The 13,602-nt window shown below is 59.4% G+C and carries 11 protein-coding genes; 7 read left to right on the forward strand and 4 right to left on the reverse strand.

Going from position 1 to position 13,602, the window contains the following annotated elements:
• Nucleotides 1–15 precede the first annotated feature (15 nt).
• On the reverse strand, nt 16–1,809 hold the full coding sequence (locus tag QEV83_RS17275; protein ID WP_280128900.1) for an acyl-CoA dehydrogenase C-terminal domain-containing protein: 1,794 nt from the start codon (nt 1,807–1,809) through the stop codon (nt 16–18).
• An 811-nt stretch (nt 1,810–2,620) separates the two neighbouring features.
• Between QEV83_RS17275 and QEV83_RS17280 the strand changes: the two genes are divergently transcribed.
• Nucleotides 2,621–5,326, forward strand: a complete 2,706-nt coding sequence (locus QEV83_RS17280; protein ID WP_280128901.1) for a tetratricopeptide repeat protein — start codon at nt 2,621–2,623, stop codon at nt 5,324–5,326.
• Between the two features lie 87 nt (nt 5,327–5,413).
• Here the strand turns inward: QEV83_RS17280 and QEV83_RS17285 are convergent, their stop codons facing one another.
• Nucleotides 5,414–6,031 (reverse strand): XRE family transcriptional regulator, encoded by a 618-nt coding sequence (locus tag QEV83_RS17285; RefSeq protein ID WP_280128902.1) that lies wholly within the window; start codon nt 6,029–6,031, stop codon nt 5,414–5,416.
• 192 nt (nt 6,032–6,223) lie between these two features.
• On the opposite strand from QEV83_RS17285, the gene QEV83_RS17290 reads away from it, so the two are divergent.
• The 4 genes from QEV83_RS17290 (at nt 6,224) to QEV83_RS17305 (ending at nt 9,766) form a co-directional block, all read left to right on the forward strand.
• On the forward strand, nt 6,224–7,051 hold the full coding sequence (locus tag QEV83_RS17290; RefSeq protein ID WP_280128903.1) for a UDP-2,3-diacylglucosamine diphosphatase: 828 nt from the start codon (nt 6,224–6,226) through the stop codon (nt 7,049–7,051).
• A complete protein-coding gene (locus QEV83_RS17295; RefSeq protein ID WP_280128904.1) occupies nt 7,051–8,094 on the forward strand; it encodes a glycosyltransferase family 1 protein in 1,044 nt (347 codons plus the stop codon). Before QEV83_RS17290 ends, QEV83_RS17295 begins: the two co-directional genes overlap by 1 nt.
• Nucleotides 8,095–8,297: 203 nt before the next feature.
• On the forward strand, nt 8,298–8,528 hold the full coding sequence (locus QEV83_RS17300) for a hypothetical protein (RefSeq protein WP_280128905.1): 231 nt from the start codon (nt 8,298–8,300) through the stop codon (nt 8,526–8,528).
• 233 nt (nt 8,529–8,761) lie between these two features.
• The gene (locus QEV83_RS17305) at nt 8,762–9,766 is read left to right on the forward strand and encodes a trypsin-like peptidase domain-containing protein (RefSeq protein ID WP_280128906.1); all 1,005 of its coding nucleotides are present in this window, start codon (nt 8,762–8,764) and stop codon (nt 9,764–9,766) included.
• Here QEV83_RS17305 and QEV83_RS17310 read toward each other — a convergent pair.
• Nucleotides 9,763–10,134, reverse strand: coding sequence for a DUF488 family protein (locus QEV83_RS17310; protein ID WP_280128907.1), 372 nt, complete (start codon nt 10,132–10,134; stop codon nt 9,763–9,765). The genes QEV83_RS17305 and QEV83_RS17310 overlap by 4 nt on opposite strands.
• 373 nt (nt 10,135–10,507) lie before the next feature.
• On the opposite strand from QEV83_RS17310, the gene QEV83_RS17315 reads away from it, so the two are divergent.
• Together QEV83_RS17315 and QEV83_RS17320 are read left to right on the forward strand one after the other, a co-directional pair.
• Nucleotides 10,508–11,341: an FTR1 family protein gene (locus tag QEV83_RS17315; protein WP_280128908.1), complete on the forward strand. Its 834-nt coding sequence runs from the start codon at nt 10,508–10,510 to the stop codon at nt 11,339–11,341.
• Nucleotides 11,342–11,684: 343 nt separating this feature from the next.
• Nucleotides 11,685–13,190 (forward strand): DEAD/DEAH box helicase, encoded by a 1,506-nt coding sequence (locus tag QEV83_RS17320; RefSeq protein ID WP_280128909.1) that lies wholly within the window; start codon nt 11,685–11,687, stop codon nt 13,188–13,190.
• An 11-nt stretch (nt 13,191–13,201) separates the two neighbouring features.
• Here QEV83_RS17320 and QEV83_RS17325 read toward each other — a convergent pair whose 3' ends face one another.
• On the reverse strand, nt 13,202–13,579 hold the full coding sequence (locus tag QEV83_RS17325; protein WP_280128910.1) for an iron-sulfur cluster assembly accessory protein: 378 nt from the start codon (nt 13,577–13,579) through the stop codon (nt 13,202–13,204).
• Nucleotides 13,580–13,602 lie beyond the last annotated feature (23 nt).

Consider the following 13,602-nt stretch of genomic DNA (forward strand, 5'->3'; position numbering starts at 1 on the left):
CGGCGCCCGTGAAAGTCAAAATTGTTCTGCTTCTAACGCCATCATGGTCGCGGCGCCGCTTGAGATACGGGACAGATGGGCGCTTGTCTCGGGCATGATGCGTTCCATGAAATATGTGGCGAGCAGCAGCTTTGTGTCCAGGGCGGTGGCATCGCCATTGGCGGCTGGTTTGAGCGCAATGGCCGCTTTGGCGATGTGCGCCCACATATAGGCAAGCGCGACCAGCCCGAAAAGATGCATGTAATCATAGGAACCGGCGCCCGCATTCTCGGGCTTCGCCATCGCATTTTGCATGAACCACATCGTTGCCTGTTCAAGATGCGCAAGGCTCTGCTTCAGGCCAGCGAGATAGGGCGCCAGGGAGGCATCGCACTCGTTGTCCTTGATAAAGGTTTTGACTTCGGCGAAAAATGCCATGACCGCGCGGCCGCCATCTTTGGCGAGCTTGCGGCCGACGAGATCGAGCGCCTGAATGCCGTTGGCGCCTTCATAGATCATGGCGATGCGGGCGTCGCGGACAAATTGCTCCATGCCCCATTCCTCGATATAGCCGTGGCCGCCGAGGATCTGCTGAGCCCTGACCGTATTATCGAAGCCCACATCGGTGAGCACGCCTTTCAGCACGGGCGTCAGCAGACCGAGACAGTCCGCCGCCGCCTGAATTTCGGCCTCATTGCTCGACCTGTGCGCGATATCGCTTTTGAGCGCGGTCCAGATCACCAGCGCCCGCGCCGCTTCGTTGAAGGCGCGAATGGTCATCAAATTGCGCCGGATATCGGGATGAACAATGATGGGATCGGCAGGTTTTTCCGGGAATTTTGGCCCGGATAGCGCGCGGCCCTGCAAGCGCTCCTTGGCGTATGTGGCGGCGTTTTGATAGGCGACCTCGGATATCGCCAAGCCCTGTATGGCGACGCCCAGCCGCGCCTCGTTCATCATCACGAACATGGCATTCAAGCCACGATGCGGCTCGCCGACGAGAAAGCCTTTGGCGCCGTCATAGTTCATCACGCAGGTGGCATTGGCGTGGATGCCCATCTTGTGTTCCAGCGCCCCGCAGGTCACTTTGTTGGAGGCCCCCAACGAACCGTCCGGTTCGATCAAAATTTTGGGCACGGCAAACAGCGATATCCCCTTAATGCCGGCGGGCGCGCCCTCGATTCGGGCAAGCACCAGATGAATAATGTTGTCGGCCAGATCATGGTCGCCTGCCGAGATGAAGATTTTCTCACCGAAAATCGCGTAGGAACCGTCAGCCTCCGGTACAGCTTTGGTTTTGAGGAGGCCCAGATCGGTGCCGCAATGCGACTCGGTGAGGTTCATTGTTCCTGACCATTCTCCGCTTATCAGTTTCGGCACGAACATTTTTTTTTGCGTGTCCGTCCCATGTGTCATCAGCGCGGCAAGGGCACCCTGACTCAAGCCTGGATACATGGCGAAAGCCATATTTGCGGAACTGGCGAATTCATTGATCACCGCGGCGAGCGTATAGGGCAGTCCCTGGCCGCCAAAATCAGGATCGGCCGATAGGCCGACCCAGCCGCCCGCGACGAAGGCGTGATAGGCTTCCTTGAAGCCGCTCGGCGTTGTGACGGCGCCGTCCTTGCCGCGCACGCAGCCGGCGCGGTCACCTGGCTGATTGAGCGGCTGAAGCGTCTCTTCGCAGAGTCTGGCGGCCTCCGAGAGGATCGCCTCAACGAGGTCGGGCGAGGCGTCGGCGAAACCGGGCAAATTATTGTAGCGTTGGATCGGAAACACATCGCGGAGCAGGAATAAAACGTCCTCGACGGGCGCCTTGTAACTTGGCATGGGCGATCCTCAAGCTCCTCTTCCCGCAGCGCATATGCTGCTTATATGGTTGGCGGGAGGGCGTCCAGCAAACGCCCGTCGGACAAAAATTTAGCATGGGATCATTGGTTTTCGCCGGCGCTGGCTGCGAGGCTCGTGTCTGTGCCTCAGCCAAGACGCAGCCGATTCGCCGCGGTCTTGGAAATGGCGCCGGCGCCCGGCAACTGGCGGAATCATACGGGGATGGGCGTCGTCCTAGTGCCGATGCAAGAGACCGCGGTATTTCGGAGGGGCCGGATGCTCATTTGAAAATCCCGCGCCATTTCCCGGATCGGTTGAAGACGTCCGCCGTCTTATGAGCTGGCAGAGCCGGAACGTTTCCTTGGTCGTGTCTTCAGCTTCACCCGGAGGGCCAAGCTGCACACAGCGTGGGTTTCCTGTCGGGGGTTCGTCTCAATCGCCGATACCGTTCCCTCGACCATGAATCGTGATTCCCAAAGTACCAAAAAGTTTGGACGATACACCTATAAAGTGTAATATATACAAAATACAATCTTAACAAGATACGAGGGGGCCGAGGCGGGCGTTAAGGTGCTGCGTGGCATAGAATTTTCGGGGTTGCCGCGTCTTTGCCGCATAACGCGTCGAGAAATGAATGAAACGGGTCACGCAAACGTCAGCCGAACGAATGGAAACCGGTTATCCGAACCGGTCCCATGGTCCGCTCCGGGCAAGGCAATGGCGCGAAAATGAGATCATTCGTCAGTTTTTCGTATTGGAAAGGTTGCGTGTGCCAGCACTTACGCAAAAGACACTGGCGGGGTCCTCAGACATGAGCATCCCGGATCACGCGGGCGACGCCTTCCATGAAGGCCCCGATGCAGGTCCGGCCGGAGGCTGGCAAGAGGTCGCAGGGATTTTCTCGGCCATTGCGGATATGCTTTCGTTGACGGCGCAGGATGCTAATCATCGAGGCCGGAAGAATTTGGTCCGGCACCTGGATCAATTGGAGACAACAGTCCGCAATGGAGCCGGCGAAAACGACGGCAGGCTGAAGGCTGAGTTGGCCAAGCTTGAGGCCGAGTTGCAGGCTTGGCGGGGAGCAACCGGTAGTCCTGATTTCGATGGCGCCGGTGCGGCCGATCCTGGCGCCGTTGCGGGCGAGAGAGGTTCGTTTGAACAATCTGGCCGTCTCAGCCAGGAGGTTCAGGACTCGTTTTCTCTCAGTCTTGCCGGGCCGGAGCGCACCTTGGCCAAGGGGCGCGGTAGTTCGGACGGAATCCTGGACAGGTTTGTGGCGGACGGCATCGATCCCGCGGTCTTTGTTGCGCTTGGCCAGCGCATCGAAGCCTCGCACCTGCAACTCGCGGCGCGGCTTGAGGCTGGGTTGTCCAGCGCGGCGAATGAGACAAAGACACTCAAGGAACTGATCGCCGGCACCACCGCGAAGTTTGAGCAAGCTTGCGATGCCGATCAAACCCGGCGCCTAGGCCTGTCCCTAGAAGGAGAAATCGCTAAGCTCGCTGGGCGTCTCGACCGTGCTGGCGAAGGCTTTGCTTCGCTTGACATGCTGGAACGGGCGATCAGCGGCCTTTCGGCGCAGCTCGAAGAAACGCGCAAAATTGCAAGCGGCCTGTCCGGCGCCGCCACGGCGGGAACGGCAGTTTACAGTGATACAACGCAAGCCGTTCTGCAAGAGATCACCAATCTGGGAACCCTCCATGAAAACGCTTGGCAGCGGGTTCAGGCGACCCTGGCAGATATTCAGCACTCCTTGGATCACATAGCAAAGGCAACGAGGGACGGGCAGGGCCTTTCCAATTCGATGTTCGTTTCCGCCTCCACGGATCCTTTCGCGCCAATCCTCACCTCGCTTTCCCAGCATGGCCAGGACGGCTCGCTGGCGGCACGCGTGATCCGGCCGGGAGCGGGGGGAAAGGGCATGCAGGAGAAGATGATTTTGAAGGGGGGAGGGGCGTTTGCTTCGGCGCTCCCGCAAGCCGCTCCGGCGTTCTTCGCGGGCGAGGCCGTCTCCGTGCCGTCGCACAGCGACGGAGACGCAGGTCATTTCCTCATTGAACCTGGCCTTGGTTTTCCTGGGCGGAGCGGCGATGGCGAAACGAGCGGCCAGAGTAACGGGGCGCCAAAAAATTCCTATGATCGCGAGGATACTTCAGGCCGCACGGACTTCATCGCCGCCGCTCGCCGTGCGGCGCGAGCCGCGCAGCTTGAAAGCGCGGCTGCTACCTCGAACATCGCGCTTTCCAGCATAGAAAACGGCGGCGTGAGGGTGCCGGGCGCAGTCCCTGCTCGCGGAGGCTTGCTCCTCTCTAAGCGGCGGCTTGTATTTTGGAGTGTTCTCGTGCTTGCGGCGCTCGGTGGTTGCGCGGCAACGCTTGTCCATCCCCGATTTTACGATTTTGTTCCAGAGCTTCTGAAGAAGTTCGAGCGGGGAGCAGGCCTGGCTGCGAACAAAGTGCCCGCCGGCACGATGCTAGCGCCTCAACCTATCCCACAAGACGCGCCGGCAAGCCCTCCGCCGTCAAGCCGGCCGCGTGCCTCGGTTTTAAAGACGGAAGCGACGGTCGTTGCGGAGCTTGATCCTCTCGCACCGCACCCTCTTGCACCTGTCGAAGGTGCTGTTCCCCCTCAAGAAAATGGGCGCTCTGGAGATCACACGCCCCCTAGTATTACGGCGCCAAGCTTCCCGATCGCCGGGAGCGACACGATCGTGGCCGATCGTCTTGCCGAGAGCCATGGGGCCTATATCTCCGCGCGGTCGCGCCCAGCGGCCATCTTCCCTCTCGGCGGAGTCTTGCAAGCGGCCCCTATCACTCCCGCCAGATCACTGCCGGCGCGAGCGGCCGCGAGAAACCTTGCCGATGACGCCAAATCAGGGGATGCGGCGGCGGAACTTGAACTCGCGACTCGTTTCGCTGAAGGCAGTACGTCTCAACGGAATTACGAAATGGCCGCGCTATGGTATGGCAAGGCGGCGGAGCAAGGTCTCGCGGTTGCGGAGTACCGGCTCGCATCACTTTATGAACGGGGTCTTGGCGTCACGCAGGACAAGCAACGCGCCAAAAGTCTGTACCAGCGTGCCGCTGAAAAGGGCAACACACGTGCCATGCACAATCTCGGCGTCCTCGCCGTGGAGAGCCCCGATGGCAAGCCGAATTACATGAGCGCGGCGCTGTGGTTTGGCAAGGCAGCCGAATATGGTGTTCGCGACAGCCAATATAATGTGGCCGTCCTGCTCGCACGCGGACTTGGGTTGCCGAAAGACCTCGTCAAATCTTACGTCTGGTTCTCGATCGTCGCGGCGGCTGGCGATCCCGATGCCGCGAAAAAACGTGACGAAGTCGCCGCGCGTCTCACGAGTTCCGAAGTTGCGAGCGCCAATACAGCCGCGGCGAGTTTCGTGCCACGCCAGCCGGACCAAGCTGCAAACCAAGAACCCCCTCCTTCCGCGGCACCCCAAGTCGCGTCTCCGGGGAAGCCAAGTCTGCCGGAAAAACCGAAGCTTTCGGGACTTTGATCCACGGGTTTCGCGGATTCCCGCAGGCGCCCCCTTTCTGCATAGTTGCGGCCTGGAAGACCAATCCGCGCAATCGGAGGCGGCACGCTATTCCATCGCCGCTGCTTTCAAAATACAGACCATGGTCGCGGAAGCTGTTTTTTGCGACATATTGCGGATCGCGTGCGGGCGGTCGCTGCGATAGCGTAAGGTTTCGCCGGCCTTGGCGTGCTCAATCGCCCCGCCCACTTCGATCTCAAGCTCTCCCGTGTTTACTGACAAGCATTCGACGGAGCCAAGCTGATGCGCTTCTGACTCGAGAACACCACCCGGCTCCGCCGAAAAATCATACCATTGCAGCCATTCCACTGTTTTGATCCAGCCAATGATGGCGAGGCGGCATTTGCCGTCCTGCGAGACAAGCAAGGGGGTGTCGCCGCGCGAGGATTTTTCCAAGAAAGGTCCGTCGTCGGCCGATTGTAGCACCCGTTCGATCGAGACATCGAGAGCTTGTGAGAGACGCCAGATGGTGGCGAGCGTCGGATTGGTCTCGTTGCGCTCGATTTGGCTGATGATTGATTTGGCGACGCCCGATTGCTCGGACAGGTCGGCCAGCGAAAGATTATAGGCCTTGCGGAGCCGCTGCACCGTTTTGCCGAGCTGGTTCGATAGGGCGGCGGCGCCAACCTCCATCGTCTTGACCTTGTCACGCCCTTCGACGCCCATGTTTTTAGCTCGCTGTCTATGGTCCTAGGGCCGGTAATCTAGCCGATCCGGGCAGAAATATCGAACAATTGTAGCAGCTTCCGCTGACATGGCAGGAATCGACGTGGTTGCTGCGGCATAGAGAGAGATAGGTGTCATCCAACCGCCATAAGAATCTGATTTGTCTTCCCGCGACTTGAGGGAAACCAGGCTATGCCGGTGAGTGAAGAACTGGAACCAGAACCGACCCTTTACCGCACTCTTTTCTTATCGGACGTTCACCTTGGCACGCGCGGCTGTCAAGCCGAGCTTCTACTTGATTTTCTGAAACATAACGATGCCGGAACCGTCTATCTCGTGGGGGATATGATTGATGGCTGGCGTCTTAAAAGCGGTTGGTATTGGCCGCAGGCCCACAACGATGTCATTCAAAAGCTCTTGCGCAAGGTGCGCAAGGGCACAAGGATGATCTACGTTCCCGGTAATCACGACGAATTTGCGCGCCAGTATATTGGCGCTTTTTTTGGCGGTGTCGAAGTCGCTGACCACGCGTATCACACGACTGCCGATAAAAAACGCCTGCTCATCGTCCATGGCGATCAATTCGACATCGTGGTGAAGCATGCGCGCTGGCTCGCCTTTCTTGGCGACGGCGCCTATACATTCGCGCTGTGGTCGAACCTATGGCTCAATAAAATCCGCCGAAAGCTTGGCTTTACTTACTGGTCACTTTCGGCTTGGGCCAAACTCAAGGTGAAGAACGCGGTGAACTTCATTGGTGCCTTCGAGGTCGCCTTGGCGGAGGCGGCGCGCCGTCATCACGCTGATGGTGTCGTATGCGGCCATATTCATCATGCGGTGATCCGCGACATCAATGGGATCACTTATGTCAATATCGGCGATTTCGTCGAATCCTGCACCGCAATCGCCGAACATTTCGATGGCAGGCTCGAAATTCTGCATTGGGATACGACGGCCGACGAGCGAAGCCTTGCGGCAAATGCCCAGAAGAACCGGAGCGCCGCCAGGGCGGCGGCCTAATGCGGATTCTGGTCGCGACGGACGCGTGGGCGCCACAAGTCAACGGCGTTGTCCGCTCGCTCGAGTCGGTCGCCCGGGCTTTGCGCGAGTTGGGTGCGGAAATCGAGTTTTTAACCCCGCAGGGGTTTGCCACGGTTCCACTGCCAACTTATGGCGAAATCAGGCTTGCGCTGGCCACGCGAAAGTTGGTGGCTAAACGGCTTGAGGGCACCGCGATCGATCATTTTCATATCGCCACCGAAGGCCCGGTTGGCTTTGCCACACGCGGTTATTGCTTGCGCGCAAAACGGCTTTTCACCACGAGTTTTCACACGCGCTTTCCTGAATATATTGCGGCACGGACCAAAATTCCGGAAGCCCTCACCTATGCCTTGCTGCGCCGGTTTCACAACGCCGGCTCCGGTGTAATGGTCTCCACCCCATCGCTGGCCGACGACCTGGGCAGGCATGGGTTTCAACGTTTGATGCATTGGTCGCGTGGTGTCGACCACCGGCAATTTACTCCGGCAAAGGCGGCAGCCTTCGACTTGCCGCGGCCAATTTTTCTTTACGCCGGGCGCCTCGCACCAGAAAAAAATGTCGAGGCTTTCCTTGATCTTGACTTGCCGGGCTCGAAAGTCGTCGCGGGTGACGGCCCCTCTCGTCGTGCCCTGCAGGCGCGCTATCCAAACGCCCACTTCATCGGCACTCTGGCGAGCGACGCGCTCGCCGTCCGCTATGCCTCGGCGGATGTCTTTGTGTTTCCGAGCCGCACGGATACATTCGGCATGGTCCTTATCGAAGCCCTCGCGTGTGGTTTGCCGGTGGCGGCCCTGCCGGTACCAGGTCCACTTGATGTGATAGGCACGAGCGGCGCTGGCGTTCTCGACATGGATTTGCGAGCCGCCTGCATTGCCGCGCTCGACATTCCGCGCGAGAAAGCGCGGGCGCATGCGCTAACCTTCACTTGGGCGAAAAGCGCCCGTCAGTTTCTCGACAATATTTTGCTCGTCAAATCAGCCGGCCGCGGAAACTTATCCGCGAGTCCTGGGGGCTCTGGCTGAGTGATTAGGTAAGCTCTCTGCCGTCAGTCCTCAGCTGATTGCCGGGATCAAAGAAATATGCTTTTTCACACATTGCCATACTGGCTGACTGGCGAATCATAACGCCAGGTTTAGGGAGATTTTTTTCATGCGGAAATTCTCGATCCTTTGTGCCGCCATGCTCCTCGGAGCAGCGGTATCCATCTCTACCGAAGCTTCGGCTCGTGGGGGTCATCACGGCGGCGGTCACCATGGCGGCCACCATGGGGGGCATCACGGAGGCTGGCACCATGGCGGCCATCATGGCGGCTGGCACGGTGGGCATCACGGTGGCTGGCATCATGGCGGCTGGCATGGTGGCGGCTGGCATGGTGGTGGATGGCACGGCGGTGGTTGGCATGGGGGTGGCTGGCATGGCGGCGGTTGGGGTGGCGGATGCCGGCGTGTTTGGGTAAATGGGCCATACGGCGGCCATTGGGTTAGGCGTTGCTGGTAAGGCTGGCGATTAGGTGAGTATGCTGAACCCGCCGGGGCGCGGGTTCAGTTTTTTTCTATCCCCGGTCGAGGTGTGCTTCCGCGCGGCCCTTAAATACCTCGCGGCCGGTCCCATATACCCGGCATGGACGCATTTAGTTTTGGACCGGGCGATTCATTCCTTTCACTCGTGGATGATGCACCGCCGGAGGGCTTGGGCGCCACCGCAACTGTCATTTCCGGGACGGGCGATCCACGCGATGATGCACTTGACGACCCCGCGAACGATAGCTCGACGCTCCTCGACGCCTATTCGAGGGTGGTAACAAACGCCGTCGAGCAGGTCTCGCCCAGCGTCGTGCGGCTCGATATCCGGCATGGCGGGCGTAGGCGCGGCGGATCGGGGTCCGGCGTTATCCTATCCCCGGACGGGCTCATTCTCACCAACAGCCATGTGGTGCAGGGTGCCAAACGCGCCGATGTCACGATGCTAGACGGACGGGGGTTTTCGGCCCGCGTCCTTGGTGATGATCCTGATACCGATCTTGCTCTCGTGCGCATTGATGAAAATGCAACGCTGCCCGCGGCAAGACTCGGCAATTCGAAAAAGCTGAAGCCTGGGGAAATCGCCATCGCGATCGGCAATCCCCTGGGCTTCGACGCCAGCGTGACGGCCGGGGTCATCTCGGCGCTCGGACGTTCCTTGCGGTCAAAAAACGGCCGTTTGATCGAGGACGTCATTCAAACCGATGCCGCACTTAATCCAGGGAATTCCGGCGGCCCGCTTGTCTCCACGCAAGGAGATGTCATTGGCATCAACACCGCGATTATCTCCGGCGCGCAAGGCATTTGCTTCGCAGTCGCCGCCAACACCGCGAGTTTCGTGCTCGGACAACTCGTGGCGCATGGAAGAGTCCGCCGCGCTTACCTTGGCATTGGCGCCGGGACGGTTCCGCTGCCGCGCCGGATCGCGCTGCGGCTTGGTCTCATGCAAAAAATGGGAGCGGTGGTGAGCGCGGTCGAGGCGGGAAGCCCTGCCGATCACGCGGGCCTCCTCACTGGCGATATTTTGCTTGCCGTCGAGGGAGTTCCGATCACTGGGGCGGATGATCTCGTGCGCGTGCTCGACGCGGAAAAGATTGATCGCACGATCCCGTTCGATGTTTTGCGCCGCTCGGACCGGCGCCGGTTCTGGGCCGCCTTGCGGGAAAGAAGTTAGTCCTTTTTTCCCGCCGTGCCGCCCTCCAGGAACGTGTGCAAAACAACGGCATTGTTGCGCGCGTCATCCTTTGCCGCGAAAAGCAAAGTCACTGTCTTAGCTTTGTCAATATGCTCTCGCAGCTCAGCGACAGCTGGATTTTGCTGTAATTCGACGAGATACCGGGAACGGAATTCGGGCCATTTTTCGGGGGCATGCGAATACCAGCGCCGTAAAGCATCGCTTGGCGCGGCATCTTTGAGCCAGGCATCGAGGTGCGCCTTGTCCCGCGCAATACCCCGCGGCCAAAGCCGATCAACCAAAATTCGCGTGCCGTCCGAAGGATCGGGCGGGTCATAGATCCGCTTGACGCGTATGGTTTTTTTCATTTGGTAAGACCGGCCAACCCCTTCCTGAACGAGCGGGGCATACTCTTATTTGGTGAAAGCTTTCAGCGACGTTCCACACAGTAAATAGCAGTACATCATTCCAGCAAAATACAAAAGAACAAGATGGCCAGCTTAAAATTGAGCTGCGCAGAATAATGGCGCAAGTTAAGCTGGCGAAATTATAGTTTTTAACGGTTCTAACAAGCAGTAAATGAATTGATCGGCGTGCTATTGTGATGTACTGCGTTGCGAAGATGAGGTTGATTTGCCACCCACAGGCTGCCACCGCGCGGACGCTGCGCTGAAGCAAGCATCGGCCAAGCTTGGCGGCTGAGCCAATCCCGGAAGCAGTCCGGTGGCATGGAGGTTTTGCGTGGCGGGCGCCCTGATCATTGTCCTGCGTGAGGCGATCGAAGCTGGCTTGATCATTGGGATCGTGCTCGCCATCACAAAGGGCGTGCCCCAAAGAACTCTTTATATTGGCGGTGGTATTGCTGCTGGAATCCTCGGGGCGGTCCTCGTCGCGGGTTTCGCCGGTGCGTTGTCGAACGCGCTTGAGGGGGTTGGTCAGGAGGTCTTCAATGCTGCGGTGCTCGGTCTCGCCGTGTTGATGCTGGCCTGGCACAACATCTGGATGGCGCGGCATGGCCGTCAGATGAGTGAAGATCTGCGCCGTTTGGGCCGCGAAGTGACAAGCGGGGCCCGGTCCCTCGGCGCGCTTGCCGCTGTTGTCGCCTTGGCCGTTCTCCGCGAGGGGTCGGAAGTCGTTCTGTTTCTTTACGGGGTCGTCATTTCGAGCAATGAATCGGGATTGAGTCTGTTGCTCGGCGGCGTCCTCGGTTTGCTGCTCGGTGCCGGGATCAGTGCGCTGGCATATGGCGGGCTTGCGATCATCCCGCCGCGGCATTTGTTTCGGGTGACGGGGATTTTGATTGCTTTCATGGCAGCGGGGATGGCGGCGCAAAGCGTAGCTTTTCTGGAGCAAGCTGATATTGCCACGGCGCTCGGAGGGGTCGTCTGGAATTCGACCGCGTGGCTGGCCGACAATAGTATTGCTGGCCGCATCCTGCATACGCTGCTTGGCTATACCGGGAGGCCGACGCAACTTCAGCTCATTGTTTATCTCGGAACGCTCGGCACGATTTTCGGACTCATGAAATTGGCGGCGCCGCCGGCTAAACCCAATCACCGGCTTGCCACGAACTGAAAAGGGTAAAAGGAAACGCAGCAAGCGCGGCAATTCATCGCACAGAGAGGCGTTTACGCGGCGCTCCCAACGTGAATTTTATAAGTTCGTTGCGTTAAAAGAAAATAAGCGATAGGGGAATAGCCCATCGCCTGAATTATTGTCCGCCTATTTCAGCGGGCCTGTTCAGAACCCGTTCGATCCGGCCAGTTGAACTTCGTGCCGCGATGTTCGTTCGCGCGAAAATTCTTTGCGGATTTTGCGGATTTTCCAGTTGTAAGGCGAAACCTCGCCCTTCGTCGCCCCGCGGCCGGCACCGACCAGATGCCGTGCCGGTTCGCCAATGGCCCATTTTGGGAACGGAATGACATTTAACAAGCTCGGTCTCAGCGAGAAAGTTCTCCAGGCCGTCGAGGCCTCTGGATATCTCACGCCAACCCCCATTCAGGCGGAAGCGATTCCGCAGGTCCTCGCCGGACGCGACGTGCTCGGGATTGCCCAGACCGGCACCGGCAAGACCGCAGCCTTCACCCTTCCCATGCTGTCACGTTTGGAGAAAGGCCGCGCCAGAGCGAGGATGCCGCGCACCTTGATCCTGGAGCCGACCCGCGAACTTGCCGCGCAAGTCGAGGAAAGTTTCGCTCGCTACGGGATTAACCATAAGCTCAACGTCGCATTGCTCATTGGCGGCGTTTCCTTCGGGGACCAGGAAACCAAGATCATGCGGGGCGCCGACGTCTTGATCGCGACGCCCGGCCGCCTTTTGGATTTTGCCGAACGCGGCAAGCTGCTCCTGACCGCAATCGAAATTCTCGTCATCGATGAAGCCGACCGGATGCTCGACATGGGGTTCATTCCGGATATCGAGCGCATCTGCAAGCTTGTGCCTTTCACCCGCCAGACCCTGTTTTTCTCCGCCACCATGCCGCCGGAGATCACCAGACTTACCGAGGCTTTCCTGCACAATCCGGTGCGCATCGAAGTGGCTCGCGCGGCTTCGACGGCCATCACCATATCGCAAGGCTTGGTGGCATCGGAAAGCGGTTCCGCCAAGCGGGAAACCTTGCGGCGCCTCATTCGTGGTGCCGCCGATTTCAAAAACGCGATCATTTTCTGCAACCGCAAGCGGGATGTGGCGATCCTCCATAAATCGCTGCAGAAACATGGGTTCAATGCCGGTGTGCTACATGGCGACATGGATCAGCGCGCCAGAACGGCCTCGCTCGATGCGTTCAAGAGCGGCGGTGTCGAACTCATCGTTTGCTCGGACGTCGCGGCGCGCGGGCTCGATATTCCGGACGTCAGCCATGTGTTCAACTTCGACGTCCCGAGCCACGCCGAGGATTACGTCCACCGGATTGGCCGCACTGGTCGCGCTGGCAAAACCGGTGTCGCGCTTTCCATCGTCACCCCCGCCGATCAGAAATACGTCGCCGAAATCGAACGGCTGATCGCCCGCAAGATCGATTGGCTCGACGGCGAAAGCCTCGCCAACGTTCCCATCGAGGAACCTCGCCAAGAGGCGCGGCAAGAGACACGGCGCGGCGAACGCCCCCAGAGATCACGGCGGACAGGCTCAGGTGGCGGCGATGTGCGGGGCCGCCAGAGTTCTTCGAGGCCGCCGGACGCCGAGGCACCTGCCAAGCCAAATCACCCATCCCGCCGGCAAGACGCCGACCTTTCCCCAACCGGCGAAGCGGAACAAAAACGCGCCGCCCCGTCGCGCCCGTATCATGAAAAAGACGACGGTCCGCCGGTGCTCGGCATGGGCGATCATATTCCCATGTTTCTTTTGCGCCCCGCCACGGTTAAGCCCTTGAAAACGCCGATGGCAAAAACCGAACCCGGCAAAACCACGCGAACCGGATAGTTAGGCGAGGCTCAAACGGCCTCCCCCTGTACCTCGCCCGCCGGGGTAATCGAAACCGATTCGCCACAGCCGCAAGCGCCTGTCTGGTTGGGATTTTGAAAGGTAAAGCTCGCCTGCAAAGGCGTCGTCTCGAAATCCAGCTTGGTGCCAAGCAGAAACATCAAGTCCTGCGGCGCGATTAGGATTTTTACACCCTGGTCCTCGATGATTTGGTCAGCGGCCTGGACTTCCTCGGCGAGATCCATCGTGTAGCTCATGCCGGCGCAGCCACCCTTCTTGACGCCGACCCGCAGCCCCGCGACCGGCCGCCCCGCGGTCTCGATGAGTTTGCGCGCCCGCTCGGCGGCAGCTTCCGTCAGCGACAAGACTGCGAATTGCGGGTTGGCCATAAGCTTCTCCAAAATAAGCGCGG

Source organism: Methylocapsa sp. D3K7 (genome assembly GCF_029855125.1).
In the GTDB taxonomy this organism is placed as follows: domain Bacteria; phylum Pseudomonadota; class Alphaproteobacteria; order Rhizobiales; family Beijerinckiaceae; genus Methylocapsa.

Coding starts and splice junctions, on each gene's coding strand:
- QEV83_RS17325 (WP_280128910.1), bottom strand. CDS start 13,579: ATGGCCAACCCGCAATTCGCAGTCTTGTCGCTGACGGAAGCTGCCGCC.
- QEV83_RS17275 (WP_280128900.1), bottom strand. CDS start 1,809: ATGCCAAGTTACAAGGCGCCCGTCGAGGACGTTTTATTCCTGCTCCGC.
- QEV83_RS17280 (WP_280128901.1), top strand. CDS start 2,621: ATGAGCATCCCGGATCACGCGGGCGACGCCTTCCATGAAGGCCCCGAT.
- QEV83_RS17310 (WP_280128907.1), bottom strand. CDS start 10,134: ATGAAAAAAACCATACGCGTCAAGCGGATCTATGACCCGCCCGATCCT.
- QEV83_RS17295 (WP_280128904.1), top strand. CDS start 7,051: ATGCGGATTCTGGTCGCGACGGACGCGTGGGCGCCACAAGTCAACGGC.
- QEV83_RS17285 (WP_280128902.1), bottom strand. CDS start 6,031: ATGGGCGTCGAAGGGCGTGACAAGGTCAAGACGATGGAGGTTGGCGCC.
- QEV83_RS17290 (WP_280128903.1), top strand. CDS start 6,224: ATGCCGGTGAGTGAAGAACTGGAACCAGAACCGACCCTTTACCGCACT.
- QEV83_RS17320 (WP_280128909.1), top strand. CDS start 11,685: ATGACATTTAACAAGCTCGGTCTCAGCGAGAAAGTTCTCCAGGCCGTC.